This window comes from Micromonospora sp. NPDC049049 (assembly GCF_040649115.1).
Lineage (GTDB): Bacteria > Actinomycetota > Actinomycetes > Mycobacteriales > Micromonosporaceae > Micromonospora.
Genome location: NZ_JBEZEX010000027.1, coordinates 1 through 25,312 on the forward strand (window position 1 = coordinate 1; position 25,312 = coordinate 25,312).

Below are 25,312 nucleotides of genomic sequence, written 5' to 3' on the forward strand. Positions count from 1 at the left end.
CGCGCGGGTGTCGTGGACCGCCTGCTTGCCGCGCAGCGTGCCCTGCCCGGTGGGCTGCGGCTGCTGGTGGTCGAGACCGTACGGTCGCGCCCCCACCGTCAGTTCACGAGCGGGAGCAGGTCGCCCCGTTGAGCGAGAAACTGGTCGGGGACGAGTAGGCCCCGCTCAGGGTGCCCTGGTAGCCGAAGCTGGCCGTGCCCCCCGGTGCGACCGACCCGTTGTGGCCGACGTTGCGGGCGGTCACCGATGACCCGCTCTGGCTCACCGTGGCGTTCCAGGCGTTGGTGACCGTCTGCCCGCCGGGCAGGCTGTAGTTCAGCGTCCAACCGTTGATCGCGCTGGACCCGGTGTTGGTGATCTGCACGTCGGCCGTGAAGCCGTTGTTCCACGAATTCGCCGTGTACTTCACCGCGCAGCTCGCGCCACCGCTCGGCGGCGGGGTCGTCGGGTTGGTGGGCGGCTGACCGCCACCGTTGACGTTGGCCGAGAACGAGGTCACCGCGAGGCCGACACCGCCCTGCCACGGCTCGAAGCCGGCCTGGATGCTGGTCAGGTACCAGGAGTTGGTGATCGCGCCCCGGTTACGGGTGTCGTTGATGAAGTCCAGCACGCTGAAGTTCAGGCTGGAGATCGCCGAGGACGCGACGTAGGAGATGACGTTGTTGGAGCCGTTGCTGCCCCGCCAGACCTCCCAGGTCCGGCCGGCCAGGTTCGTGGTGCCGACGACCGAGCCGATGGGCTGGATCGGGCCCTGCCGGTTGAGCCAGATCATGATCTCCATCTGGTTCACCCCGTCCCGCTTGGGCGACGGGTCCAGCCAGATGTCGTACGACGCGTTGTAGGTGGCGCCGCTGACGTAGCGGTAGGAGATGCTGCTGGTGGCGCTGCTGATCTGGCTCACCTGGATCGGCAGGTTCGTGCCGGGGGAGCAGTTGGTGTAGTGACAACCGAAGAACACCGAGGGGTACGCCGTGGGCGCCCCGTTGGTGGGGCTGCTCCCGTTCAGCGTGGTGATCTCGAAGCCGTTGCTGGTGGCGTTGATGCACTGCTGGGCGGTGGTGCCCCAGCGGTTGTTCTGCACCACGTAGCGGCCCTGGATGACTGTCGAGCCGTACTGTTCGCAGATCTGGGTGTCGGCGGAGGCGCTCCCGCCGAGGGCCACGGCCACCAGTGAACTGGCGACCAGCAACCCGGCGGCGGCCAAGGCCCGAAGTTGACGTTTCATGACACTCCTCGACTCGGCGCGTGCCGGGCGCCGGATGTGGTGGGGTGGTGCGGGAGCGCTCCCACGCTCAACGACACATTTACATGTCTGAAACTGGTGCGCAACCGTCCGCGTCGAACTGGTGAATTGTGAGGATTGCCATGCCCCGCCGGACGGCTGCCGACGGACGGCCGGCCAAGCGGCTCGGGTCGCCGACGAGCGGCGGGGAGCGGACCGATTGGGCCTGGTGTGCGCCGATCGCTCCGAGTAGCGTGTTGCCTCCAACGCGTGCCGCTCCCCCTCCGGAGGCGTACACCACCATGGGTGGCTCCCCCCTGCGCATCCTCGTCGTCGGCGCGGGCATCGCCGGCCTGGCCGTAGCCCGGGCGCTGCGCCTGGCGGGCTTCCGGCCCGACGTCACCGACAAGCTGCCACCGGGGGAGTCCACCGAGACCGGTCTCTACCTGCCCGGCAACGCCGCCCGCGCGCTGCACCGGCTCGACCTGCACGACCCGGTCAGGCCGGTCGGGCAGGTGATCCACCGGCAGCGGTTCTACGACGCCGCTGGCGCGCAACTCTGCGAGGTCGACCTCGACGCCCTCTGGGCCGGCGTCGGCGAGTGCCGGGCGCTGCCCCGGGCCGACCTGCACCGGGTGCTGCTCAGCGGTGCCGGCGGCGCCGTCCGGCACGGCGCCGAGGTCCGCACCCTGGAGCTGCTCCCGGGCGCGGTGGGCGTCACCTTCACCGACGGCACCACCACGGAGTACGACCTGGTCATCGGTGCCGACGGGCCACGCTCCTCGGTCCGCGCGCTGGCCGCGCTCGGTGGGCCGCCGCGCCCCGTCGGGCAGGTCGTCTACCGGGCCCTCCTGCGCGACGGCCCACCGGTCACCGAGTGGACCGCGCTGCTCGGCCAGCGCTCCGGGTTCCTAATGGTGCCGATCGGTGCCGGACGGCTGCACATCTATGCCGACGAGGCCGGCACCGAGGAGCCCGCCGACCCCCTCGCCCGGCTGCGGGACCTCTTCGCCGAGTACCGCGGCCCGGTGCCCGAGGTGCTGGCGGCCCTCGACGAGGTGCACGTCGGGATCACCGACGAGGTGGAGTTGGGTCGCTGGTACCGGGGGCGAGTCCTGCTGGTAGGCGACGCCGCGCACGCCACCGCGCCGACGCTGTCGCAGGGTGCGGCAATGGCCCTGGAGGACGCCGTGGTGCTGGCCGAGTCGCTGCGCGCCGCCAACAGCGTGGAGGCGGCCCTGGTGGCGTACGAGAGTCGTCGCCGTCCGCGTACCCGATGGGTGCGGGACCGGACCCGGGACCGCAACCGCACCAGGGACGTCCCGCCGGCGCTGCGCGACCCGTTGCTGCGCGGACGCGGCGACCGGATCTTCGGGGAGCACTACCGGCTCCTGCTCGGCCCGCTGTAGGCCCGTAGTAGATCGTGTCACGCCACCCCACGCGGCGCTGCGACCTGCCGGGGACTATCCTCCTTGCGGATGACGGCCCGCCGATAACCAGCGTGTGCCGAGCGGGACAACCGAGAACCGGAGGCCATTCGTGACCACCGTCGCACCCAAGCCGGTCGTGACCCGGCCCTGGCCGGTCCGGGAGCCGGTCAAGGGGTCGGCCATCGCGCGGCTGCTGCGAACCACGGACGCGAAGCAGATCGGGATCATGTACATGATCACCGCGTTCGTGTTCTTCATGATCGGTGGCCTGATGGCTCTGGTCATGCGTGCTGAGCTGGCACGACCCGGGCTGCAGTTCCTGTCGCCCGAGCAGTACAACCAGCTCTTCACGATGCACGGCACGATCATGTTGCTGTTCTTCGCGACGCCGATCGTGTTCGCCTTCGCGAACTACATCGTGCCGATCCAGATCGGCGCGCCTGACGTCTCCTTCCCCCGGCTGAACAGCTTCGCCTACTGGCTGTACCTGTTCGGCGGAACGATGGCGACCGCCGGGTTCATCACCCCGGGTGGCGCCGCTGACTTCGGCTGGTTCGCGTACGCGCCTCTGAGCAGCGTCGAGCACTCGCCGGGCGTCGGCGCCAACATGTGGATCATGGGTCTGGCCATCTCCGGCCTGGGCACCATCCTCGGCGCCGTGAACATGATCACTACGGTGCTGACCCTGCGTGCGCCCGGCATGACCATGTTCCGGATGCCGATCTTCACGTGGAACATCCTGGTCACCAGCCTTCTGGTGATCCTGGTCTTCCCGCTGCTGGCCGCCGCGCTCTTCGCGCTCGCCGCGGACCGCATCCTCGGCGCGCACGTGTACGACCCGGCAACCGGTGGGCCGATGCTCTGGCAGCACCTGTTCTGGTTCTTCGGGCACCCCGAGGTCTACATCGTGGCGTTGCCGTTCTTCGGCATCATCAGCGAGGTCATCCCGGTCTTCTCCCGCAAGCCGATCTTCGGCTACAAGGGTCTGGTCGCCGCGACCGTCGCGATCGCCGCGCTCTCCATGAGCGTCTGGGCGCACCACATGTTCGCCACCGGCCAGGTGCTGCTGCCGTTCTTCAGCTTCCTGAGCTACCTGATCGCCGTGCCGACCGGTATGAAGTTCTTCAACTGGATCGGCACCATGTGGCGGGGCCAGATCAGCTTCGAGACGCCCATGCTCTGGGCGGTCGGCTTCCTGGTCACGTTCCTCTTCGGTGGTCTCACCGGTGTGCTGCTGGCCAGCCCGCCGATCGACTTCCACGTGTCGGACTCGTACTTCGTGGTGGCGCACTTCCACTACGTGCTCTTCGGCACCATCGTGTTCGCGGTCTTCGCTGGCATCTACTTCTGGTTCCCGAAGATGTTCGGCCGGATGCTCGACGAGCGCCTGGGCAAGGTGCACTTCTGGCTCACCATGATCGGCTTCCACACCACGTTCCTGGTGCAGCACTGGCTCGGCAACGAGGGCATGCCCCGTCGGTACGCCGACTACCTGCCCAGCGACGGCTTCACCACGCTGAACACGATCTCCACGATCGGCGCGTTCATCACCGGTATCTCCACGCTGCCGTTCATCTACAACTGCTGGAAGTCGTACAAGACCGGCCCGGTGGTCGAGGTGAACGACCCCTGGGGTCACGGCAACTCGTTGGAGTGGGCGACCAGCAGCCCGCCGCCGCTGCGCAACTTCGACCGGATGCCGCGGATCCGCTCCGAGCGGCCGGCGTTCGACGCGAAGTTCCCGGAGTTGGCGGCCGGTGGCCAGAGCCTGGCCGGTCCGCCGGAGGGTGGCGCCAAGCCGCTCACCAGCGAGTCGGACGGCGGAGCCAGCTACCGCGAGGACACCGCGAGCGACGTCGACCGGCACTGACGCTCAAGCTCAGCAGTACGACGGGCGCCGCCCCCGGGACACCGGGAGCGGCGCCCGTCGCCATTTCCAGTCACTGTCACTCCTACTGCTCGCCCTCGTTCCGGCCGCTCCCCTTCGCTCCCCAGGCCCGCTCGGCGTCGGCCCGTCCCGGGACGGTTCGCTCGGTCCGTTTCTGCCCGGCCTAGCGTTGGACCGGCTCGGTCCGGCCTGGCCTGGTCCGGCCTGGCTCGGTCTGGCCTGGCCTGGCCTGGCTCGGTTCGGCCTGGCCCGGTGCAGCTTGGCCCCGGCTGGCGGCGGCTCGGCCCGTCCGGCGGCGGCGCGGCGCCAGGGCAGGCGAAGTCGCTCATGAGCGTGATGTCTGTGAGTCATCACGATGACTCACAGACATCACGCTTCATGGCGTGTATGCCTGCCGGCTGTCGGGCGGATACCGCGATCTGCAGTTATCCCGGCATGCCTGAGACTGACGGGGCCGATGTAGCTACGTCAGATATTGAGCGCCACGCCCCGCCTCGTGCCCGGCTGCCCTGCCCGGCTGCCCTGCCCTGCCCGGCTGCCCTGCCCGGCCCGCAGCGCTCGGCCCGCCCGGCAGGCAGTGTCTGGCCCGCCCGGCAGGCAGTGTCTGGCCCGCACGGCCGGCAGTGTCCGGCCTGCAGTGCGCGGCCCCGCCTGCACTGCGCGGCCCTGGCCCGCAGTGCGCGGCCCGGCCTGGGCTGCTGCCCGGGGCGTGCCCGGCTTAGATTGCCCTGTCCGGGCCGGGCCGTTGGATCTGGGCCCGGCTGTCAGCGGGCGGTGAGGGTGAGGTCGGCCTCGGCGGGCGGCGGGGTGGCCGCTTCGGCGATGCGGCGGCGGCGCAACTCGATCGGGAGCACCACCAGGGTGACCAGTGCGCCGAGCGCCCCGGTCACCACGAAGCCCCAGAGTGGCGCGCTGGCGTCGATCACCGCGCCGGCGAGCGGTGCGCCGACCGCGATGCCGACGGTGACCGCAGAGCCGTGCAGGCCCATCGCTTCGCCGCGTACCTCGGCCGGAACCAGGCGGCTGACCGCGTCCGAGCCGGCCGCGATGGTCGGCGCGCAGAGCGCGCCGGCGGGGATCAGCGCCAGGCACAGCAGCCACCAGTGCGCACCGCCCAGCCCCACCGGAATGGTGCACAGGGCCAGCGCGGCGGTCAGTGCCAGCGGGGAGAACGAGCGGTGTACTGCCCCGTAGGCGAAACCGCCGGCCAGCGAGGCGACCGCCCAGATGGCCAGGACCACGCCGGTCCAGCCGACCTCGCCGCTGGCTCGCAGGACAGCGACCACCGCCACGTCGGTGCCCCCGAGCACCAGGGTCGCGGCCGCGCTGAGCGCCAGGATGGCGAGCAGTCGCGGGGTCAGCCACTCCCGGCGTGGCACCCGGCGTTGTGGGCCGGTGGGTTCGTTGGCCTCCCGGATCGGTGGGTTGACGACCCACAGGGCGATCCCGGCGGCGACGATGCCGCCGCCAACCAGATACATGGTGGTCTGCGCGGAGATCGCGGTGACCAGGGCCACCGCCAACGCTGGGCCGATCATGAAGGACAGCTCCACCGACATCGAGTCCAGTGCGTAGGCCTGGCGGCGTTGGTCCTCGGGTACCAGCGCGGCGATCGACTGACGGACCACGGAGAAGATGGGCAGGGCCAGGGAGCCGGCCACGAAGGCGGCCGGCAGGAGCACGGGGTACGCCAGGGACGGCGCGGTGGACCAGAAGATCGCCTCAGCGATCGCGGTGAGCACCAGGACCGGGCGCAGTCCACGCCGGTCCACGAGTCGGCCGAGCAGCGGCCCGCCGATCGCCGCGCCCACCGTGACCGCCGCGCCCACCAGGCCGGCCGCCCCATAGCCACGATCAAGATCGAGGACCACGTGGAAGGTGAGCGTCACCCCGGTCGCGGTGAGCGGGATGCGGGCGAGGACGGCAACCAGTAGCAGCGACCGCAGGCCGGGCAGGGCGAGCGCCCGCCGGTAAGGCTTCATGTTCACGTGGGTCCGTACCTCCGGCGACATCCTCGACCGGCGGCGGCCCCTTGGCCAACCAATTAGCGCCTCATGCGGCCCTGATCACAGGCTGGCCGTGCATGAGCACCCCGGCGCCCTCCATCGCGCGTAGGGCCACGTCGGTGGTCGCCGGGGCGACGGCGGCGGTCAACTCCAGCAGCACGGTGGTGGCGAAACCCTCGCGGGCGGCGTCCAGCGCGGTCGCCCGGACGCAGTGGTCAGTGGCTATGCCGACCACGTCGACCCGGTCCACGTCGCGCCGGCGCAGCCAGTCGGCCAGGCACTCGCCGTCCTCGGCATGGCCCTCGAAACCGGAGTACGCCGCCGCGTGCTCGCCCTTGTGGAAGATCGCCTCGACCTTCGCGGTGTTCAGTTCCGGGTGGAACTCCGAACCGCTGGTGCCGACCACGCAGTGCCGGGGCCAGGACTCCACGAAGTCCGGGGGATCGCCGAAGTGGGCACCCGGGTCGACGTGGTAGTCCTTGGTGGCGACCACGTGCGTCCACCGGTCCGGCTCGGCGGCGAGCAACCGGGAGATGCCGGCGGCCACCCCTGCGCCGCCCGCGACGGCCAGCGAGCCGCCCTCGCAGAAGTCGTTCTGCACGTCCACGATGATCAGCGCGTTGGCCATCGGGGGGTTTCCTCTCTCCGCACTGTCGGTCGGTGGTGCTCGGGGGATGGCTCAGCCAGCGGGTACGACGGTGACCGGCACGGCCGGGTCGCCGGCCGAGAGCTTCAGTCCCTCCCACGGGATGGAGATCAGGCACTCCCGCAGGTGCTCCCGTGACTCGTCGAGGGTGGGCAGCGTCACCGACTCGCCGGCGACCACGTACGACTGCTGGAGCAGGCGGTCGTTGGGCTGCCGGTCGGGAACGCCCTGCGGGACGATGACCTCCTCGGTGGCGGTGCCGGTCGGCTTGTGCCGGCGGACCGCTACCTTCCGACCGCCGATGGTGGCCTTGTGCTCGGATCGCTTCACGACCGGCCGGCCCTCGACCTCGACCAATTTGTAGACCAGCCCGGCGGTCGGTGCCCCGGAGCCGGTGACCACGGCAGTGCCGGCGCCGTACATGTCCACCGGTTCGGCGGCCAGCGCTGCGATCGCGTACTCGTCCAGGTCACCGGAAACGATGATCTTGGTCTCGGTGGCGCCCAGCGAGTCGAGCAACTCCCGGGACTGCTGAGCGATCACCGCGAGGTCGCCGGAGTCGATCCGTATCGCCCGCAGGTCCGGCCCGGCCACCGCGATGGCGTTGCGGATGCCCTGGCTGATGTCGTACGTGTCGACCAGGAGCGTGGTGTCCTTGCCCAGCGTGGCGACCTGCGAGGCGAACGCCGCCCGCTCGTCGTCGTGCAGCAGGGTGAACGCGTGCGCTGCCGTGCCCGCCGTCGGGATGCCGTAGCGCGCGCCGGCGGCGAGGTTGGACGTGAACCGGAACCCGGCCAGGTACGCGGACCGCGCCGCGGCCACCGCCGCCTCCTCGTGTGCCCGACGCGACCCCATCTCGATCAGCGTCCGGCCCCGCGCCGCGGTCACCATCCGGGCCGCCGCGGCGGCCACCGCGCAATCGTGGTTGAGCACGGACAGCGCCACCGTCTCCAGCACCACGCATTCGGCGAAGCCGCCGGAGACGGTGAGGATCGGTGAACCGGGGAAGAACAGCTCACCCTCGGCGTACCCGTCGATGTCGCCGGTGAAGCGGTAGTCGGTGAGCCACGCCGCCGCCGTCTCGTCGACCACCCCGGTCCGCAGCAGGAAATCGACCTCGGTGGGGTCGAACCGGAAGTCGCGGATCAGCTCGATCAGCCGGGCCGTCCCGGCGACCACGCCGTACCGGCGGCCGCTGGGCAGCCGGCGGCTGAACACCTCGAAGACGCACCGGCGGTCGGCGGTGCCGTCCTTCAATGCCGCGCTGACCATGGTCAGCTCGTAGTGGTCGGTCAGGAGCGCGGGGCGGTGGTTGCTCACCGCCCCAGCCTAAGGTTCAGCTCGGGTCGCCGCCGTCGTGGCCCGGGATCGAGCGCAACGCCGCCCACAGTTCGGCCCGGGCGGTGACGCCGAGCTTGGCGTAGATCCGCTGGAGGTGGTTCTCCACTGTGCGCGCCGAGAGGTAGAGCCGTTCGGCGATGGCCCGGCTGGGAGCGCCGTGCGCGGCGAGGCGCGCCACCTGCCACTCCCGCTCGGTGAGCACTGGCGCGCCGGCCTGGAGCGCCGGCGTCCGGATCAGGTCACAGCGCCCGAGCAACCCGGCGAGGCGTTCCCGGGCGTCGTTGGCGGCGGCCGAGTGTTGCCGGCGTAGCCGCTGGACGGCCTGGGAGGTGGCCTCTGCGGCGTACACGGTCAACTCCAGGGCGGCGTAGTCGTCGGCGACCGCCAGCAGATCGGTGGGGGAGTCGGTCACCGCGGCGCGGGCGTGCCGGGCCAGCAGCGGCGGGAGCACCCCGTCGACCCGCTCCGAGAGCTCGGCGAGGCGCTGCGCGACGGTGCGGCGGCTGCCGTCGGAGCAGGTGGGGCCGACAGCCATGCCCGCCTGGTCGAGTCGGACGAGGTCGTGCAGGACATGCACCTCGTGCCCGGCGAAGCCGTCGGAGCGCAGCCGGTCCACCAGGTCACCGAGGTGTTTGACCGCGCCCGGCAGGTCGCCCGACGCGGCGAGCGACGCGCCCCGGGCCTGCTCCAGCCACGGGTAGAGCACCGCCATGCCCGGCGCGTGCGTGCGGTCGGCTTCGGCCATCGCCGCAACCGCCTGCGCGGCGTCACCGCGCAGCGCCGCCGCCTGGGCGCGTTCGGCCTGGGCCAGACCGGCGTAGACCCGGCTCGTGGCCAGCACCGCGCAGGCACCCAGCGAGGTCCGCATGGCCGCGTCGCTCTGCCCACGCAGCCGGGCCGCGTACGCCTGGAGGATGGCCAGGTAGCCGGTGCCGAGGCGGAAGTCGCCGGCTCCGGCGAGGTCGGCGAACTCGTCGGCCACGATCGCGTCGATCCCGGCCAGGTCGCCGGTGAGCATGAGCCGGGTGCCTCGGGCCAGTTCCAGGGCCAGCTGGAGGTACGGCATGTCGGTGCGCCAGCTCGCCGCGGCCGAGTGCACCTGGGCGATCGCCGTACCGCTGCGGGTCAGCTCGCCCTGCGCGGCCTGGACGTACGCGATGGTGGAGCGGGCCAGCTCGCGGGCGGCGACGCCTGCCGCCGGACGGTCGAGCACCCGTCGGCTGAGCTGCACGGCGGTGGCCGTGTCCAGGCGGTGCAGGCGCATGATCGCCTCGAATGCGTGCACCCGGGACCGGTCGGCGGAGTCACTGAGCTGCTCGGCCCGGCTTGCGATCTCCTCCACCGTGGACTGCCGGCTCAGCCCCCAGTAGCTGACCATGCCGCGTACGGTCAGCCACCGGCAGAGCCGCCGCTCGTCGCCGGGCTTGGGGGTGACCGCGTCGAGGACGTCGATCGCCTCGTCGGGCCGGTCGGCGAACATCAGAATGGTGGCCAGCAGCTCCGCCGCGTCGTAGCCGCCGTCGGTGTGCAGCGCGGCCCGCGCCAGGCGGGTCGCCAGCGGCACGTCGTAGCGGGTGAACGCCTGCACCGCGGCGTCCAGCAGCAGAGCCGGATCCTGTGCGGTGCCCGAGTCGAGTCGCCAGACCGCCACCCGCAACAGGTCGTCGCGTCGGCGTTTGCCGACCTGCTCGAGCAACTCGGCGAGGTGTGCCTGAAGCCGGCGGGTGCGGCTGACCGGGCAGCGACGGCGCATCACCTCGCCGTAGAGCGGGTGTGCCAGCCGGACGTTGGTGCGCCGGTCGTGCTGGATGACGGTGATCAGCCCGCGTTCCTCGGCGGTCTCCACGTCCGACTGTTCGGCGGCCTGCCTCAGGAGGTGCAGGCCCAGTGGTTCGCCGAACGCGACCAGCTCGACGACCGCGCGGACGCCGTCGGTGAGTTTGCCGACCCGGGTGTCGATGAGGTCGGTCAGGTTGGGCGCCAGTTCCAGTCGCCCGGTCCACTTCCAGATCCCGTACGTGCGCTTCAACTCGGCGCTGCCGTTGGCCGCGTGCACCAGCTCGCGCAGCAGCAGCGGGTTGCCGGCCGACAGCCGGCCGAGCCGGTCGGCCGAGTTGGCGTCGACCGGGCCGCCCAGGATCGCCGCCAGCAGGTCGGTTGTCTCCTCCTGCGGCATCGGGGTCAGCTCGACGTGCTCGACCAGGTCGTCGGTCCAGAGCGCGCGGATCGGCAGCGGGATCTGCTCACCGTCGCGCAGGGTGCCGACCACTGTGGCGTTCTCGGCGCGGGCGACGAGATGCACGAGTGCGGCCGAGGGGGGATCGAGCAGGTGGGCGTCGTCGATGGCGAGCACGATCCGTCGGCCGGCCGCCTGCTGTTGCAGCACGTTGAGCGCCCAGCGCAGGATGCCGGCGGGGGAGAGGCCCTGCGGCTGCTCGGCGGGGAGGACCTGGACGAGCCCACCGAATGGCAGCGCCGCAGTGGTGGCGCTGGCGGCGATGGACCAGATCGCGAACCGGTCGGTGGGCAACGCGCCCACGCCCTCGCGCAGCAGGCGACTCTTGCCGATGCCAGCGCTGCCGCTGAAGAAGAGCCCGCGGCCGGCCTCGCCGGTCACGGCCTCCAGCAAACGGTTGAGCTCATCTGTGCGGCCGACGAACTCCCATCGACTCATTCGCGCAGCATATCGACCGGAATCCGTCCGCGCCCGTACCGTCACCGTGCGAAGTTGAGTAATCGCACAATTACCGCTGAGTATTCGAGGTGTTCCGCCCGGTCGTCGGCCCGCCCGTAGTCTTCCGACATCCGATTGACGTACCGGAAATTCCGCGACCGGATCTCCGGTCACCCGCAACGGGAGGCACCTGATGAAGCAGGGCCCTCTCCCCTCGGTCGATTCGCCGGACGACATGACCGGTCCAGCAGACCTACCGACCTGCGGCCCCCTCCCCACCCGGGTCGGCGTGTCCGGCGCTGCCCCGGATGAGCCGCTTGGTGTGGTCGCCGTTGGCCCGGCCGGTGCTGAGCGGCGTGCTGTGCTGGCCACCCTGCTCGAGCTCGACCCGGTCATGCTCACAGTGCCGGCGGGCAGCTGGTTGGTGATGCGCGACGCCAAGGTGCCCACCCGGGCGGCGTTCGTGCCCGGTTACCGGCAGCCGCACTCGTACGGCGCGGACCGGGACGCCGCCGGTCCGGCGTTGGCCCGCCCGCCCCGGCGTGTCGAGCTGAGCGTGCCCCAGCCGCTGCTGCGGCACTTCACCCTGGTCGACGTTCCGGACACCGCCACCCTCGGTGTGTCCGGCACCCGGGTGCTGCTCGAAGCGGTGGGCCGGGCCGGCGTGTTGCTCTTCGTGATCGCCGCCGACCAGGCCTTCACCGCCGCCGAGTTGAACCTGCTCGCCGAAGTCGCCCCGACCTCGGTGGAGGTCGTCTTCGCGGTCACCCCGGGCGCGGCGGGGTGGGCTCCGCTGGCCGACGGCACGGCGACTACGGAGGGCGCGGGGGCGTCCGTCCCGCCGGTCGGGGATGCGGAGACCGAGGTGGATGCGGTCGCGGTCACTGTGGAGGCGCATCGGGCGGCGCTCCTGGCCGCGGTGCCGGCGCTGGCCGGCGCGCGGTGGTTCCCGGTCGACGGCGCCGACACTGCCGCCGACCTGCGGCGGGCGCTGGTGGGTTGGGCGTCGCGTGAGGGGTTGCAGCGGGCCAGCGTCGACCCACCGATCCTGCCGGGCCAGCAGGGCCGCGTGGCCGTGGCCGCCGATCCGGGTGACTGGTCCGAGCGGCTCGACCGCCATGCCCGCTCGTGTGCTCAGCGGATCCGCCAGCACCTCGCCCTGGAGTTGGCGAACATCCACCTTCGGGCCGTTCAGGAGATCGTGTTCGGAGTCGGCCTTGCCGGCCTACCCGATCTCCTCGACCGTGAGATGGCGGCGTTGTCGTTGTTGGCGACCGCGCAGTGCGACCAGGCGGTGCGCGGCATCATGACCGACGTCGCGTCCCAGGTGCTCGGCGCGCCGCCGGCCGAAGGCGTGCGCCGCCGGATCGCCACCGCTGTGCAGTACGGCCTGGCCGATCACCGGCCCGGCCACGAATTGGACAAGGTGCTGTTGATCACCAGCACGGCGGGCGTGGCCGAGTTGACCGGCCTGGAGGCGATCGACGCCGCCGCCAGCTATCCGATGGCGTCCCGGGACGAGGTGCTCCCGCCCATTGCGGTGGCGCTCTCCGGCGGGTGCTGGCAGCAGTGGCGTACGCCGGGCAACGGCGACCACAGCGCGGCGCGAGCCTGGTCCCAGCGGGCGGTGCGCGAGGTCGAGTTGGGGTTGTCCAGGGAGATCTCCCGACGGTTCGAGGTGATCCGCCTCTCGCTGGGCGTGGTGCTCTCCGATGCAGTCGATCACGGCATTCTGCTCGCCTGACGGCGCGCCCACCGGTTGGTCCGGGTCCGGGCCGGACCCCGCCGCCGATGGCGTCCGGGGCGGGTCGGGAGGGGCCGGGGTGGGTGATCCGCGCCGGTCCGGCGTTCCGGTTCCTCGGTTCCGGGAAACCGGTGGCACGATGGGGGGCATGGCGGCTCCGCAGGTTGCACCGGTCGAGACGCCGGACACTGAAGAGGTGCCGGCGTCCGACCGGCAGTGGGTGACGATCGTGTGGGACGACCCGGTCAATCTGATGACGTACGTGACCTGGGTCTTCCAGAAGCTTTTCGGCTACAGCCGGGAGAGGGCCGAACAGCTGATGCTGGACGTGCACCACAAGGGCCGTGCCGTGGTCTCCACCGGTGCCCGCGAACGGATGGAGCACGACGCGTCGCAGCTGCACGCGTACGGGCTGTGGGCGACGGTGGACAGATCATGAGCATGTTCCATCGCCAGGCCGGTCACTACGTCGCCGTCTTCGCCGTCGACGAGGTGCGGGTGCTGCGCAAGGTCGCCTCCGAGGTGGTGGGTCTGCTCACCGATGGCTTCGACCACACCGACCCGGTGGTCGGTCGGCTCTTTCCGGCGGTCTACCCGCAGGACGCTCCGGGCACCGCCGAGTTTCGCCGCTACACCGAGGGCGACCTGAAGACCGCGAAGATCGATCAGGCGGGGGCGATCCTGGCCGCGTTGCCGGACGAGGCCGGCGGCGAGGTGCGGCTGGACGCCGAGGCCGCCGAGGCGTGGTTGCGGGCGCTGAACGACGCACGGCTCGCGATGGGCGTCCGCCTGGAGATCAAGGACGGCACAGATCTGGGCGAGGAGCTGGACGACGCTGTCGCTGAGGACCCGGGTTCCAGCCGGGTGTTCCAGCTTTCGGTCTACGCCTATCTCGGGTATCTACAGGAGTCGCTGCTCAACGCCTTGATCGACTAAGGGTGACCGGCACCACTTCGACCTGTGCCCGGCAGGCGTTAGGCTGGTGCACGTGCTGAGCATCGACCGGTCGATCATTGACGCGATCGTCGCCCACGCGCGCCGGGATCACCCTGACGAGGCGTGCGGCGTGGTCGCCGGTCCCGTCGGCAGTGACACTCCGACCCGGCACATCCCGATGGACAACGCGGCGCGGTCGATGACCTTCTACGAGTTCGACTCGATGGAGCATCTGCGTGTGTGGCGGGAGATGGACGACCGGGACGAGGAGCCCGTCGTCATCTACCACTCGCACACCGCCACCGAGGCGTACCCGTCGCGGACGGACGTCGCCTTCGCCGGTGAGCCGGGGGCGCACTACCTGCTCGTCTCGACCCGTGAGCCCGACTCGGAGGAGATCCGGTCGTTCCGGATCGTCGACGGCGTGATCACCGAGGAGCCGGTCCGTGTCGTGGAGGCCGGTGTCGACCCGCACGCCGTCCAGTCCTACATGTTCGGGCAGAGCCCGGCGACGGTCGATTACGAGTGTTCCGGCCGCTGACCTGTCAGCGCCGCAGCCATCTCGTCCCGTCACCGTAGGCACACCCGATCGAGGAGTTCCCCATCATGGCTATTGAGGTTCGCATCCCCACCATCCTGCGCAGCTACACCGGCGGCGCCAAGGTCGTCGACGGCACCGGCGACACGCTCGCCGATCTGCTCACCGACCTGGATTCCCGGCACGGCGGTCTGCGCGGCCGGCTGATCACCGACGCGGGCACGCTGCACCGCTTCGTCAACGTCTACGTCAACGACGAGGACGTCCGCTTCCTCGGTGCGCTCGACGCGAAGCTCTCCGACGGCGACAGCGTCACCATCCTGCCGGCGGTGGCCGGCGGTGCGTTCGGCTTCGCTGCGGCAGCGGCGATCAGCTCGCACAGCGCTGCGGCAGCGGCGATCAGCTCGCACAGCATCAGCTCGCAGGGTGCCGTCGACGTGCTGGCCCGCGACGCCGTCGCGGCTCGCTGAGGTCGGCCGCCATGGCGCGGTACGAAAGCCTGCTCGACGCCTGCGGGGGTACTCCGCTGGTCGGCCTGCCCCGACTGTCCCCGACGGCGCCCGAGGGTGCCCCTCCGGTGCGGCTCTGGGCCAAGCTGGAGGACCGCAACCCCACCGGCAGCATCAAGGACCGCGCGGCGCTGTTCATGGTCCGGGCGGCGGAGGAGGCTGGCCGGCTCCGCACTGGTGACACCATCCTCGAGCCGACGAGCGGCAACACCGGCATCTCGTTGGCCATGGTGGCGAAGATGCGCGGCTACCGGCTGGTCTGCGTGATGCCGGAGAACGTCTCCACCGAGCGGGTGCAGCTGCTCCGGATGTACGGGGCCGAGATCATCTTCTCGCCGGCGGCGGGTGGTTCCAACCAGGCGGTCGCCACGGCGAAGCAGATCGCCGTCGAGCACCCCGACTGGGTGATGCTCTACCAGTACGGCAACGAGGCGAACGCGCGGGCGCACTACGAGACGACCGGGCCGGAGCTGCTGCACGACCTGCCCAGCATCACGCACTTCGTGGCCGGGCTGGGCACCACCGGCACCCTGATGGGCACCGGGCGTTATCTGCGGGAAAAGGTCGAGGGCATTCAGGTCGTGGCTGCCGAGCCGCGCTACGGCGAGTTGGTCTACGGGCTGCGCAACATCGACGAGGGGTACGTTCCGGAGCTCTACGACGCCTCGGTGCTCTCCCGGCGGTTCTCGGTCGGCACCCGGGACGCGGTGCTGCGCACCCGCCAGCTGGTGGAGGTGGAGGGCATCTTCGCCGGTTTCTCCACCGGTGCGATCCTGCACGCCGCGCTGGCGGTGGCGCACGAGGCGGTGCGCGACGGCCGGCGGGCCGATGTGGCCTTCGTGGTCTGCGACGGTGGATGGAAGTACCTGTCCACCGGCGCGTACGGCGGCACCCTCGCCGACGCCGAGGACGCCCTGGAGGGGCAGCTCTGGGCCTGACCGATCTGGTCTGCCGACTACGGGCCGTCGACATTCGTCGACGGCCCGTCCGCGTTGTGATGTACCGCGAGCAGGTGTCACGTTCGTGACAACTTCCGTTGGATGATTCTTGCTGCCGGGTGCGCCAGCGTAGGCTGCGCAGCGTGGCGTACGCGTCGGTAGAGATCATGGCTGGGACTATCGCCGGCACAGCTGCTACTGACAGTGACAGCGAGACCACTCGATGCGACTGACCGTTCTGGGGAGCGCCGGCAGTTTCCCTGGCCCCGAGTCGCCCTGCTCGGCCTACCTCGTCGAGGCCGACGGTTTCCGGCTCCTGGTCGACTTCGGCTCGGGGTCGCTGTCCAGCCTCCAGCGGTACGCGGGGTTGCACGCCCCGGACGCCATCCTGCTGACCCACCTGCACTGTGATCACATGTTCGACGCCGTGCTCTACGTGGTGGTGCGCCGGTACGCCCCGGACGGCCCCTACCCGGCGCTGCCGGTGTACGCGCCCGCCGGCGCGCCGGACCGGCTCAGCGCCGCCTACGGGGACGACGGTTCGGTGGAGGACGTGTACCAGTTCTACGCGCTCCAGCCGGGCACCTTCCCGATCGGCCCGTTCGCCGTCACCGTCGACCGGGTCAACCACCCCGTCGAGACGTACGGTGTGCGGCTGGAGCACGACGGCCGTTCGCTGTGCTACTCGTCGGACACTGCGCCCTGTGAGGCGCTGCTGCGGCTGGCCCAGAACGCCGACGTGTTCCTCTGCGAGGCCAGTTACCTCGACGGCGTGGACAATCCGCCGGATCTGCACCTGACCGGCCGGGAGGCCGGCGAGGCGGCGACCAAGGCCGCTGTGGGTCGACTGCTGCTCACCCACCTGGTGCCCGCCTGGGGCAGCGAGGCGCACACGTTGGAGTCGGCCGCCGCCGCGTACAGCGGGCCGCTCGAGGTGGTCCGGCCCGGCGCCAGCTACGACATCTGACGCACCGGGTCCCGGGCGCGGGCCGAGGAGTTCGGCTGGCCGGCCGCGGTTGCCGGGTTCCTCGGTGTGCACGACGCGGACGTTCTCCTGGGCACCGCGAGCGGGGTGGATCGCCGCACCGCATAGGGTGCAGGCATGGCGCGACCTGACGGGCGAGGGCCCTCTCAACTCCGACCGGTGACCCTGACCCGAGGCTGGAGCACCCATCCGGAGGGCTCGGTGCTCGTCGAGTTCGGCGGCACCCGGGTGCTCTGCACGGCGAGCGTCACCGAGGGGGTGCCTCGCTGGCGCAAGGGCTCCGGGCTCGGTTGGGTGACCGCTGAGTACGCGATGCTGCCCCGGGCCACCAACACCCGCTCCGACCGGGAAAGCGTCAAGGGCCGGGTCGGTGGCCGTACCCATGAGATCTCCCGGTTGATCGGCCGTAGTCTGCGGGCCAGCATCGACCTCAAGGCGCTCGGCGAGAACTCGATAGTGCTCGACTGCGACGTGCTCCAGGCCGACGGCGGCACCCGCACGGCCGCGATCACCGGCGCGTACGTCGCGTTGCACGACGCGGTGGGCTGGCTCGCCGCCCGCAAGTCGTTGGCCGGTAAGCCGGAGAAGGTGATGCACCGCTCGGTGGCCGCGGTCAGCGTGGGGATCATCGCCGGGGAGGCCCGGCTCGATCTCTGCTACGAGGAGGACGTCGCCGCCGAGGTGGACATGAACGTGGTGTGCACCGGCGCTGGCGACTTCGTCGAGGTGCAGGGCACCGGCGAGGCGGGCGTGTTCGCCCGCGACCAGCTCGACGCCCTGCTCGACCTGGCCGTCGCCGGCTGCGCCGAGTTGGCCGAAGCCCAGCGGAAGGCACTCGCATGAACAAGGTCCTGCTCGCCACCCGTAACCGTAAGAAGCTGGTCGAGCTTCAGCGGATCCTGGACGGCGCGCTCGGCGCGCACCGGATCGCCCTGCTCGGGCTGGATGACATCGAGCAGTACGCGGAGCTGCCGGAGACCGGCCTGACCTTCGGCGAGAACGCGCTGATCAAGGCGCGGGAGGGCTGCCGGCAGAGTGGCCTGCCGACCATCGCCGACGACTCCGGGCTCGCTGTCGACGCGCTCAACGGGATGCCGGGTGTGTTCAGCGCCCGCTGGTCCGGCAAGCACGGCGACGACCGGGCCAACCTTCAGCTGGTGCTGGACCAGATCGGCGACGTGCCCGACGAGCAGCGGGCCGCCTCGTTCGTCTGCACCGTCGCGTTGGTGCTGCCGGGCGGCAAGGAGCACCTCGTCGACGGCCGGCAGTCCGGTCGGGTGCTGCGCGCGCCGCGTGGTGACGGTGGGTTCGGCTACGACCCGATCTTCCTGGGCGACGGACAGGACCGGACCAACGCCGAGCTGACCCCGGCGGAGAAGGACGCGATCAGTCACCGGGGCAAGGCGTTGCGCGAGCTGGCCAAGCTGGTCGCCAAGGTGCTGCCGCCCGCCGCCTGACCCGCGGCGGACGACAGCGACCCGCCGGAGATCAGCCCAGCGGGCCGACCTCCCGTTCGATGGCGGCGCGCAACTCCGGCCCGGCGACGACGGCACGGGCCGCCTCCATCACCGGGGCGAGGAACACGTCCGGGCCGGGCTCGCCGGCTGCCGTACCGAGCGCGGCGACGGCCGCCCGGCCGGCCGGGGACGGCTCCAGCGGGGCGCGCAGTTGGAGGCCGCGTACGCCGGCCAGCAGCTCCACCGCGAGCAGGCTGGTCAGGTTGTCCAGGACGGTGCGCAGCTTCTTCGCGGCGGCCCAGCCCATCGAGACGTGGTCCTCCTGCATTCCGCTGGTGGGCAGCGAGTCCACCGAGGCGGGGGCGGCCAGTCGACGGTTCTCGGCCACGATCCCCGCCGCCGTGTACTGGGCGATCATCAGCCCGGAGTTGACCCCGGCGTCGGGGGAGAGGAACGCCGGCAGTTCCCGGGAGCGGGTCACGTCGAGCAGCCGGTCGACCCGCCGCTCGGCGATCGCGCCCACCTCGGCGGCGGCGATGGCGAGGAAGTCCGCGGCGAAGCCGAGCGGTGCGCCGTGGAAGTTCCCGGTCGACTCGACCCGGCCGTCCGGCAGCACCACCGGGTTGTCCACAACGGACACCAGCTCCCGGCCGGCGACGGTGCGGACGAAGTCCAGGGTGTCGCGGGCCGCGCCGGCCACCTGCGGCGCGCAGCGCATCGAGTACGCGTCCTGCACGGCGTGCGCGAGGTCGTCGCGGTGCGAGTCCATCACCCGGGAGTCCTGCAACAGGCGGTGGATGTTCGCCGCCGACGTCGCCTGACCGGGGTGTGGGCGGATCGCGTGCAGCTCGGGCAGGAACGGCCGCTCCGAGCCGAGCATCGCCTCGATGGCCAGCGCGGCCGTCACGTCGGCCATGGCGAACAGGTGCTCCGCGTCGTGGATGGCCAGCAGCAGCATGCCGAGCATGCCGTCGGTGCCGTTGATCAGCGCCAGCCCCTCCTTGGCGGCCAGCTCGATCGGCTTGAGCCCGGCGGCGGTCAACGCGTCGGAGGCGTCCTGCCGTTCACCGGCCGGGCCGAGCACCCAGCCCTCGCCGAGCAGTACCAGCGCGCAGTGCGCCAGCGGCGCCAGGTCACCGGAGGCGCCCAGCGAGCCGTGCTCCGGGACCCACGGGGTGATGTCGTGATTGAGCAGGTCGACCAGCGCTTCCGCGACCAGCGGCCGGACCCCGGAGCGGCCCAGGGCGAGGGACCGGACGCGCAGCAGCATCATGGCCCGGACCACCTCGCGCGGCATCGGGGCGCCCACCCCGGCGGCGTGCGAGCGGATCAGCGCGTGTTGCAGCTCGGCCCGCCGCTCCGGCGCGACGAAGGTGTTTGCCAACGCGCCGAACCCGGTGGAGACCCCGTAGACGGGACGGCCCGACGACTCGATGCCGTCCACGATGGCCCGGCTGGTCGCCATCGCGTCGATGGTGGCCGGGGCGAGGACGACGGTGGCGGTGCCGCGGGCCACCGCGAGCACGTCGTCGGCGGAGACTCCGGTGGGCTGGATGGTCACGTGCGTCATTGCGGAACTCCGTTGCGTATTACCTGGCGGATCAGGGGGACACCGGGCCGGTAGGCCAGGTGCAGGTGTGACGGCGCGTCGAGGACGACGAGGTCGGCCCGCGCGCCGGGGGTGAGGACACCGATGTCGTCGCGGCGCAGCGCCCGTGCGCCACCGGCGGTGGCGGCCCAGACCGCCTCCGCCGGGGTCATCCGCATCTCGCGGACCGCGAGGGCCACGCAGAACGGCATCGACGAGGTGTACGACGAGCCGGGGTTGCAGTCCGTCGCCAGCGCCACCGTGACACCGGCGTCGAGCAGCCGGCGGGCATCCGGGTAGGGCGAGCGGGTGGAGAACTCCGCGCCGGGCAGCAGGGTCGCCACGGTGCGGGTGCCCGACCCGTCGCTGTGGGCCGTGTCAGCCAGCGCGGCCACGTCGGCGTCGCTCAGGTGGGTGCAGTGGTCGACGCTGGCCGCATCCAGCTCCACGCCCAGTTGCACCCCGGGGCCGGGGCCGAGCTGGTTGGCGTGCAGCCGTACGCCCAGGCCGGCGGCCTGACCGCAGGCCAGGATGGCGCGGGCGTGGTCCACGTCGAAGGCACCCCGCTCGCAGAACACGTCGATCCACTTCGCGTACGGAGCGGCGGCGGCCAGCATCGGCCCGCAGACCAACCCCACGTAGTCGTCGGGGCGGTCGGCGTACTCGGCGGGCACCACGTGCGCGCCCAGGAAGGTGGTCTCGGTGCTGGTCTCGGCGGCGATCCGCAGCGAGCGGGCCTCGTCGGCGACGGTCAGGCCGTACCCACTCTTGATCTCCATGGTCGTGGTGCCCTGGCGCAGCGCCTCCCCGCGCAGCCGGCGCACCGTGGCACGCAGTTCCTCGTCGGTGGCGGCCCGGGTGGCACCGACTGTGGTCCGGATGCCGCCGCCGGTGTAGGGCTGACCGGCCATCCGGGCGGCGAACTCGGGGGCCCGGTCCCCGGCGAAGACCAGGTGGGCGTGGCTGTCCACGAACCCGGGCAGCACGGCGGCACCACCGGCATCGACGTGATGGTCGGCGGACGGCGCGTACGCGGACGGCCCGACCCAGACCACCCGACCCGCCTCGACCAGCACGGCGGCGTCGCGGCGGATGCCGAGCGGGCCCTCGCCGGCGCCGTTGGTGACCAGTTCCCCGATGTTGTCGACGAGCAGGCTGCCGCTCATGCGGGCGTCACCGCCTCGATCGCGGACGACAGTTCGGCCGGCACGTCGACGGTCAGGTGCCGGCCCTCGGCCACCACCACCCGGCCGTCGACCACCACCTGCTCGACGTCCGCCGCGCCGGCGGCGAAGAACGCGCCCACCGGCGGCACCCCGGCGGTGCGGGCGCTGTCCAGGCGTACCGTCACCAGGTCGGCGCGGGTGCCCACCGCGATCCTTCCGGCGTCGGCCCAGCCCAGCGCGGCGTGCCCGGCGAGGCTGGCCGCGTTCAGCAGGTCGAGCGGCGCGAAGTGGCCGCGCCGGCGGGTCCGCAGCCGCTCGTCCAGCTCGACCGCCCGAGCCTCCTCGAACAGGTCGATCACGGCGTGACTGTCGCTGCCGAGGCTCAACCGGATGCCGGCGTCGGCCATCAGCCGGGCCGGGCCGATGCCGTCGGCGAGGTCCCGCTCGGTGGTCGGGCAGAGGCACACCCCGGTCAGGCTGTCGGCGAGCACTGACAGGTCCGCGCTGGTGGGGTGGGTGGCGTGGACGGCGGTGGTGTGCGGCCCGAGCACCCCGTGCTCGGCGAGCAGCGCGGTGGGCGAGTGCCCGTGCACGGCCCGGCACTCGTCGTTCTCGGCGGGCTGTTCGGAGAGGTGCACGTGCAGCGGCGCCTGCCGCTCCCGGGCCCAGTCGGCGACAGTGCGCAACTGATCGGCCGGGACGGCCCGCACCGAGTGCACGGCCGCGCCGACCCGGACGTGCGGGTCCGTCGGTTGGAACGCCGCGGCCCGCTCGGCCCAGCGGCCCGCGTCACCGTCGCCGAAGCGACGTTGCGGCCCGGCGAGGGGCTGACCGTCCACGCTGGAGGTCAGGTAGCAGGCGTCCAGCAGTGTGAGCCGGATCCCGGCGTGCGCGGCGGCCTCCACCAGCGCCGCGCCCATCGCGTTCGGGTCGTCGTAGGCGCCGCTGTCCGGTCGGTGGTGCAGGTAGTGGAACTCGCCCACGCAGGTGATCCCGGCGAGCGCCATCTCGGCGTAGACGGCCCTTGCCAGCGCGAGGTAGGTGTCCGGGTCCAGCCGGTCCGCGACGGCGTACATCTGGTCCCGCCAGGTCCAGAAGTCACCCCGGCCGCCGTGGGTACGCCCGCGTAGCGCCCGGTGGAAGGCGTGCGAGTGCACGTTGGACAGGCCCGGCAGGGTGAGGCCGGGCAGTGGCACCGCGTCGGCGTACACCTCGACCCCGGCCTCCGGTCCGTGTGCTCCCAGCAGCGGCGTCACCGCGGTGATCCGGCCGTCCTCGACCTCGATCAGCACGTCGGGGGTGGGTTCGGCGTGCTCGGGCAGCCAGGCGTACTCGGCGAGCCAGCGGTTCGGTGTCACCGGCATGTCAGCTCCTCCAGCACCCGGGCCAGCGCCCGTACCCCGGCGGCGCAGTCGTCGTCGGTGGCGGCCTCGGCGGGGGAGTGCGAGACACCGGTCGGGTTGCGCACGAAGAGCATCGCGGTGGGCAGGTACGCGGCGAGCACCCCGGCGTCGTGCCCCGCCCCGGTGGGCAGCACCGGCGCGTCGAGCAGCGTGGCGAGGCGTTTGGCAAGCCCGCCGTCGAAGGCGACCACCGCTGTGGCCGACTCCTCGGTGACGGTCACCGTCGTACCGTCACGGCGGGCCCGCTCGGCAAGCTTGCCACGTACCGCGTCGACCAGCCCGGCGAGCGTTTCCGGGTCGGCGGCCCGGGCGTCCAGCCAGCCGGTCACCTTCGACGGGATCGCGTTTGTGGCGTTGGGTTCGACGGCGACCCGGCCCACAGTGGCGTGCGCGCCGCGCAGCCGGGCCTCCTTGTTGGCCGCCAGCACCGTGAACGCGTAGGTCAGCATCGGGTCGCGGCGGTCGGCCATCCGGGTCGTACCCGCGTGGTTGCCCTCGCCGACGACGTCGAAGCGCCACCGGCCGTGCGGCCAGATCGCGCTGGCCACCGCGACCGGCGCGTCAGTGTCGACGAGTGCGCGGCCCTGCTCGACGTGCAACTCGACGAACGCCCCGAACCGGCCCAGCAGCTCCGGGCGGGCGCCCGCCGGCCGGTCACCGAGCGCCTCGGCGAAGCTCACCCCGGCCGCGTCGCGCAGGCCGGCCGCGCGCTCGGGCGCCAGCGCCCCGGTGAGCAGCCGAGACCCCAGGCAGGGTACGCCGAAACGCGCCCCCTCCTCCTCGACGAAGGCACCCAGCACCAGCGGCCGGTCCGGGGTGACCCCGGCGGCGCGTAGCTCGTCAACGGCGAGGAACGCGCTCACGATGCCGAGTGGCCCGTCGTACGCCCCGCCGTGCGGCACCGAGTCGAAGTGGCTGCCGGTGAGCACCGCGTCGGACGCCTCCGGGTCACCCCAGTGGGCGAAGAGGTTGCCGTTGCCGTCCTCGGTGACCGGCATGGCACGGTGCTCGGCCTGCGCCCGGAACCAGGCGCGCAGCTCCCGCTCCGGCTCGGTCAGCGCGTACCGCAGATAGCCGCCGCTGTCGGCGTCCCGCCCGACCGGCGCGATCTCGTCCCACAGCGCCCGGAACCGGGCGGAAAGGTCGTCGCTCACGCGGGGTCGCCCTCCGTCATCGGCACCCGGACCCCGGTGCGGTCGGCTACCTCGCGGGCGCTCTCGTAGCCGGCGTCGACGTGCCGGATGACGCCCATCGCCGGGTCGTTGGTGAGCACCCGCTCGATCTTCTGACCGGCGAGGGCGGTGCCGTCGGCCACGCACACCTGCCCGGCGTGGATCGACCGGCCGATACCCACCCCGCCGCCGTGGTGGATGGACACCCAGGACGCCCCGCTTGCCGTGTTGACCAGGGCGTTGAGCAGCGGCCAGTCGGCGATGGCGTCGGAGCCGTCGGCCATCCCCTCGGTCTCCCGGTACGGGCTCGCGACGCTGCCGGTGTCCAGGTGGTCCCGGCCGATCACTACCGGGGCGGAGAGTTCGCCGGAGGCGACCATGTCGTTGAACCGCACGCCCGCCCGGTCCCGTTCGCCCTGACCGAGCCAGCAGATCCGGGCCGGCAGGCCCTGGAAGGCGACCCGCTCGCCGGCCAGCTTGATCCACCGGGCCAGCGACTCGTTCTCCGGGAACAGGTCGAGGATGGCGCGGTCGGTGGCAGCGATGTCGGCCGGGTCGCCGGAGAGCGCCGCCCACCGGAACGGACCCCTGCCCTCGCAGAACAACGGCCGGATGTACGCGGGCACGAAGCCCGGGAAGTCGAAGGCGCGCTGATAGCCGCCGAGCTGCGCCTCACCCCGGATCGAGTTGCCGTAGTCGAACACCTCGGCGCCCGCGTCGAGGAAACCGACCATCGCCTCGACGTGCCGGGCCATCGACGCGCGGGCCCGGTCGGTGAACTCGGCCGGCTTCGCGGCGGCGTAGTCCCGGGCCTCGGCCAGCTCCACCCCCACCGGCAGGTACGCCAGTGGGTCGTGCGCGCTGGTCTGGTCGGTCACGATGTCGATCTCGACGCCCCGGTTCAGCAAGTCCGGGAAGACCTCGGCCGCGTTGCCGACCACGCCCACGCTCAGGGCCCGGCGCTCCCGCTTCGCGGCGCGGACCCGAGCGATCGCGTCATCCAGGGAGTCGGCGACCTCATCCAGGTAGCGGTCGTGCACCCGACGGTCGAGCCGGGTGCGGTCCACGTCCACGATCAGGCAGACGCCGCCGTTCATGGTGACCGCGAGCGGCTGCGCGCCGCCCATCCCGCCGCAGCCGGCGGTCAGCGTCAGCGTGCCGGCGAGGGTGCTTGCGCCCTGCCCCTGCCCGTCGCCGCGGGCGTCGGCGATCTTGGCGGCCACCGCCGCGAACGTCTCGTAGGTGCCCTGGAGGATCCCCTGGGTGCCGATGTAGATCCACGAACCGGCCGTCATCTGCCCGTACATGGTCAGGCCGAGCTGTTCGAGGCGGCGGAACTCCGGCCAGGTCGCCCAGTCGCCGACCAGGTTCGAGTTGGCCAGCAGCACCCGCGGCGCCCACTCGTGGGTGCGCATCACCCCGACCGGACGGCCCGACTGCACCAGCATCGTCTCGTCCTCGCGCAGGTCGGTCAGCGTGCGGACCAACGCGTGGTACGACGGCCAGTCCCGCGCCGCCTTGCCGGTGCCGCCGTAGACCACCAGGTCGTCGGGGCGTTCGGCCACCTCGGGGTCGAGGTTGTTCATCAACATCCGCAGGGCGCCCTCCTGCTGCCACCCGCGGGTGGTGAGCTGGCTGCCCCGTGCGGCACGAATGGGCTGGGTCATCT

General features: G+C 72.0%; 21 protein-coding genes. 11 read left to right on the top strand and 10 right to left on the bottom strand.

All coding sequences use genetic code 11. The annotated features are described in order from the left end of the window. Positions 1-103: 103 nt before the first annotated feature. Positions 104-1,225 carry a cellulose binding domain-containing protein gene (locus AB0B68_RS24325; RefSeq protein ID WP_357194836.1) on the bottom strand — a complete coding sequence of 374 codons (1,122 nt, stop codon included), beginning with the start codon at positions 1,223-1,225 and terminating at the stop codon, positions 104-106. Between the two features lie 299 nt (positions 1,226-1,524). Here AB0B68_RS24325 and AB0B68_RS24330 point away from each other — a divergent pair, with 299 nt between their 5' ends. Together AB0B68_RS24330 and ctaD are read left to right on the top strand one after the other, a co-directional pair. Next, positions 1,525-2,631, top strand: a complete 1,107-nt coding sequence (locus tag AB0B68_RS24330) for an FAD-dependent monooxygenase (protein WP_357194834.1) — start codon at positions 1,525-1,527, stop codon at positions 2,629-2,631. A gap of 130 nt (positions 2,632-2,761) precedes the next feature. Beyond that, positions 2,762-4,522: a cytochrome c oxidase subunit I gene (gene ctaD / locus AB0B68_RS24335; protein ID WP_210780947.1), complete on the top strand. Its 1,761-nt coding sequence runs from the start codon at positions 2,762-2,764 to the stop codon at positions 4,520-4,522. Positions 4,523-5,304: 782 nt separating this feature from the next. Here the strand turns inward: ctaD and AB0B68_RS24340 are convergent. The 4 genes from AB0B68_RS24340 to AB0B68_RS24355 are packed head-to-tail and all read right to left on the bottom strand — an operon-like array spanning position 5,305 to position 11,207. Then, positions 5,305-6,552, bottom strand: coding sequence for an MFS transporter (locus AB0B68_RS24340; RefSeq protein ID WP_357195285.1), 1,248 nt, complete (start codon positions 6,550-6,552; stop codon positions 5,305-5,307). A 40-nt stretch (positions 6,553-6,592) separates the two neighbouring features. After that, complete coding sequence (locus AB0B68_RS24345; RefSeq protein WP_357195288.1) at positions 6,593-7,174, bottom strand: isochorismatase family protein; 582 nt, start codon at positions 7,172-7,174, stop codon at positions 6,593-6,595. Between the two features lie 51 nt (positions 7,175-7,225). Then, on the bottom strand, positions 7,226-8,512 hold the full coding sequence (locus AB0B68_RS24350) for a nicotinate phosphoribosyltransferase (RefSeq protein ID WP_357195291.1): 1,287 nt from the start codon (positions 8,510-8,512) through the stop codon (positions 7,226-7,228). A gap of 16 nt (positions 8,513-8,528) precedes the next feature. Next, complete coding sequence (locus AB0B68_RS24355) at positions 8,529-11,207, bottom strand: LuxR C-terminal-related transcriptional regulator (RefSeq protein ID WP_357195294.1); 2,679 nt, start codon at positions 11,205-11,207, stop codon at positions 8,529-8,531. Between the two features lie 235 nt (positions 11,208-11,442). On the opposite strand from AB0B68_RS24355, the gene AB0B68_RS24360 reads away from it, so the two are divergent. The 9 genes from AB0B68_RS24360 (at position 11,443) to rdgB (ending at position 18,314) form a co-directional block, all read left to right on the top strand. Next, positions 11,443-12,951, top strand: a complete 1,509-nt coding sequence (locus tag AB0B68_RS24360) for a hypothetical protein (protein WP_357262909.1) — start codon at positions 11,443-11,445, stop codon at positions 12,949-12,951. 148 nt (positions 12,952-13,099) lie between these two features. Further along, on the top strand, positions 13,100-13,390 hold the full coding sequence (gene clpS, locus AB0B68_RS24365; protein WP_357262912.1) for an ATP-dependent Clp protease adapter ClpS: 291 nt from the start codon (positions 13,100-13,102) through the stop codon (positions 13,388-13,390). After that, positions 13,387-13,887, top strand: a complete 501-nt coding sequence (locus AB0B68_RS24370; RefSeq protein WP_210780952.1) for a DUF2017 domain-containing protein — start codon at positions 13,387-13,389, stop codon at positions 13,885-13,887. Before clpS ends, AB0B68_RS24370 begins: the two co-directional genes overlap by 4 nt. Before the next feature lie 52 nt (positions 13,888-13,939). Further along, positions 13,940-14,428, top strand: a complete 489-nt coding sequence (locus tag AB0B68_RS24375) for a M67 family metallopeptidase (protein ID WP_357195301.1) — start codon at positions 13,940-13,942, stop codon at positions 14,426-14,428. Between the two features lie 65 nt (positions 14,429-14,493). After that, positions 14,494-14,895 (top strand): MoaD/ThiS family protein, encoded by a 402-nt coding sequence (locus tag AB0B68_RS24380; RefSeq protein ID WP_357262915.1) that lies wholly within the window; start codon positions 14,494-14,496, stop codon positions 14,893-14,895. Positions 14,896-14,906: 11 nt separating this feature from the next. Beyond that, a complete protein-coding gene (locus tag AB0B68_RS24385; RefSeq protein WP_357262918.1) occupies positions 14,907-15,872 on the top strand; it encodes a pyridoxal-phosphate dependent enzyme in 966 nt (321 codons plus the stop codon). A gap of 223 nt (positions 15,873-16,095) precedes the next feature. Then, positions 16,096-16,839, top strand: coding sequence for an MBL fold metallo-hydrolase (locus tag AB0B68_RS24390; protein ID WP_357195310.1), 744 nt, complete (start codon positions 16,096-16,098; stop codon positions 16,837-16,839). A gap of 135 nt (positions 16,840-16,974) precedes the next feature. Then, on the top strand, positions 16,975-17,700 hold the full coding sequence (gene rph, locus AB0B68_RS24395) for a ribonuclease PH (RefSeq protein ID WP_357262921.1): 726 nt from the start codon (positions 16,975-16,977) through the stop codon (positions 17,698-17,700). Continuing rightward, positions 17,697-18,314, top strand: a complete 618-nt coding sequence (rdgB, locus tag AB0B68_RS24400; protein ID WP_357262924.1) for an RdgB/HAM1 family non-canonical purine NTP pyrophosphatase — start codon at positions 17,697-17,699, stop codon at positions 18,312-18,314. The genes rph and rdgB overlap by 4 nt, the downstream gene beginning before the upstream one ends. 31 nt (positions 18,315-18,345) lie before the next feature. Here rdgB and hutH read toward each other — a convergent pair whose 3' ends face one another. From hutH to hutU, 5 genes are read right to left on the bottom strand one after another with little or no spacing between them, the layout of a single operon-like run. Further along, positions 18,346-19,884 (bottom strand): histidine ammonia-lyase, encoded by a 1,539-nt coding sequence (hutH, locus tag AB0B68_RS24405; RefSeq protein WP_357195317.1) that lies wholly within the window; start codon positions 19,882-19,884, stop codon positions 18,346-18,348. Continuing rightward, the gene (hutI, locus tag AB0B68_RS24410; protein ID WP_357262927.1) at positions 19,881-21,068 is read right to left on the bottom strand and encodes an imidazolonepropionase; all 1,188 of its coding nucleotides are present in this window, start codon (positions 21,066-21,068) and stop codon (positions 19,881-19,883) included. The genes hutH and hutI overlap by 4 nt, the downstream gene beginning before the upstream one ends. Continuing rightward, complete coding sequence (locus tag AB0B68_RS24415) at positions 21,065-22,432, bottom strand: formimidoylglutamate deiminase (protein ID WP_357195323.1); 1,368 nt, start codon at positions 22,430-22,432, stop codon at positions 21,065-21,067. Before AB0B68_RS24415 ends, hutI begins: the two co-directional genes overlap by 4 nt. Continuing rightward, on the bottom strand, positions 22,423-23,625 hold the full coding sequence (locus AB0B68_RS24420) for an allantoate amidohydrolase (protein WP_357195326.1): 1,203 nt from the start codon (positions 23,623-23,625) through the stop codon (positions 22,423-22,425). Before AB0B68_RS24420 ends, AB0B68_RS24415 begins: the two co-directional genes overlap by 10 nt. Then, positions 23,622-25,310 (bottom strand): urocanate hydratase, encoded by a 1,689-nt coding sequence (hutU, locus tag AB0B68_RS24425; protein ID WP_357195329.1) that lies wholly within the window; start codon positions 25,308-25,310, stop codon positions 23,622-23,624. The genes AB0B68_RS24420 and hutU overlap by 4 nt, the downstream gene beginning before the upstream one ends. Positions 25,311-25,312: the final 2 nt, after the last annotated feature.

Bases quoted from the DNA above. Each gene is read 5' to 3' on its own strand.
- clpS (WP_357262912.1), top strand. From the start codon at position 13,100: ATGGCGGCTCCGCAGGTTGCACCGGTCGAGACGCCGGACACTGAAGAG.
- AB0B68_RS24360 (WP_357262909.1), top strand. From the start codon at position 11,443: ATGACCGGTCCAGCAGACCTACCGACCTGCGGCCCCCTCCCCACCCGG.
- rdgB (WP_357262924.1), top strand. From the start codon at position 17,697: ATGAACAAGGTCCTGCTCGCCACCCGTAACCGTAAGAAGCTGGTCGAG.
- AB0B68_RS24380 (WP_357262915.1), top strand. From the start codon at position 14,494: ATGGCTATTGAGGTTCGCATCCCCACCATCCTGCGCAGCTACACCGGC.
- AB0B68_RS24330 (WP_357194834.1), top strand. From the start codon at position 1,525: ATGGGTGGCTCCCCCCTGCGCATCCTCGTCGTCGGCGCGGGCATCGCC.
- hutH (WP_357195317.1), bottom strand. From the start codon at position 19,884: ATGACGCACGTGACCATCCAGCCCACCGGAGTCTCCGCCGACGACGTG.
- AB0B68_RS24385 (WP_357262918.1), top strand. From the start codon at position 14,907: ATGGCGCGGTACGAAAGCCTGCTCGACGCCTGCGGGGGTACTCCGCTG.
- hutU (WP_357195329.1), bottom strand. From the start codon at position 25,310: ATGACCCAGCCCATTCGTGCCGCACGGGGCAGCCAGCTCACCACCCGC.
- AB0B68_RS24370 (WP_210780952.1), top strand. From the start codon at position 13,387: ATGAGCATGTTCCATCGCCAGGCCGGTCACTACGTCGCCGTCTTCGCC.
- AB0B68_RS24355 (WP_357195294.1), bottom strand. From the start codon at position 11,207: ATGAGTCGATGGGAGTTCGTCGGCCGCACAGATGAGCTCAACCGTTTG.
- AB0B68_RS24390 (WP_357195310.1), top strand. From the start codon at position 16,096: ATGCGACTGACCGTTCTGGGGAGCGCCGGCAGTTTCCCTGGCCCCGAG.
- hutI (WP_357262927.1), bottom strand. From the start codon at position 21,068: ATGAGCGGCAGCCTGCTCGTCGACAACATCGGGGAACTGGTCACCAAC.
- AB0B68_RS24415 (WP_357195323.1), bottom strand. From the start codon at position 22,432: ATGCCGGTGACACCGAACCGCTGGCTCGCCGAGTACGCCTGGCTGCCC.
- AB0B68_RS24340 (WP_357195285.1), bottom strand. From the start codon at position 6,552: ATGTCGCCGGAGGTACGGACCCACGTGAACATGAAGCCTTACCGGCGG.
- AB0B68_RS24325 (WP_357194836.1), bottom strand. From the start codon at position 1,225: ATGAAACGTCAACTTCGGGCCTTGGCCGCCGCCGGGTTGCTGGTCGCC.
- AB0B68_RS24345 (WP_357195288.1), bottom strand. From the start codon at position 7,174: ATGGCCAACGCGCTGATCATCGTGGACGTGCAGAACGACTTCTGCGAG.
- rph (WP_357262921.1), top strand. From the start codon at position 16,975: ATGGCGCGACCTGACGGGCGAGGGCCCTCTCAACTCCGACCGGTGACC.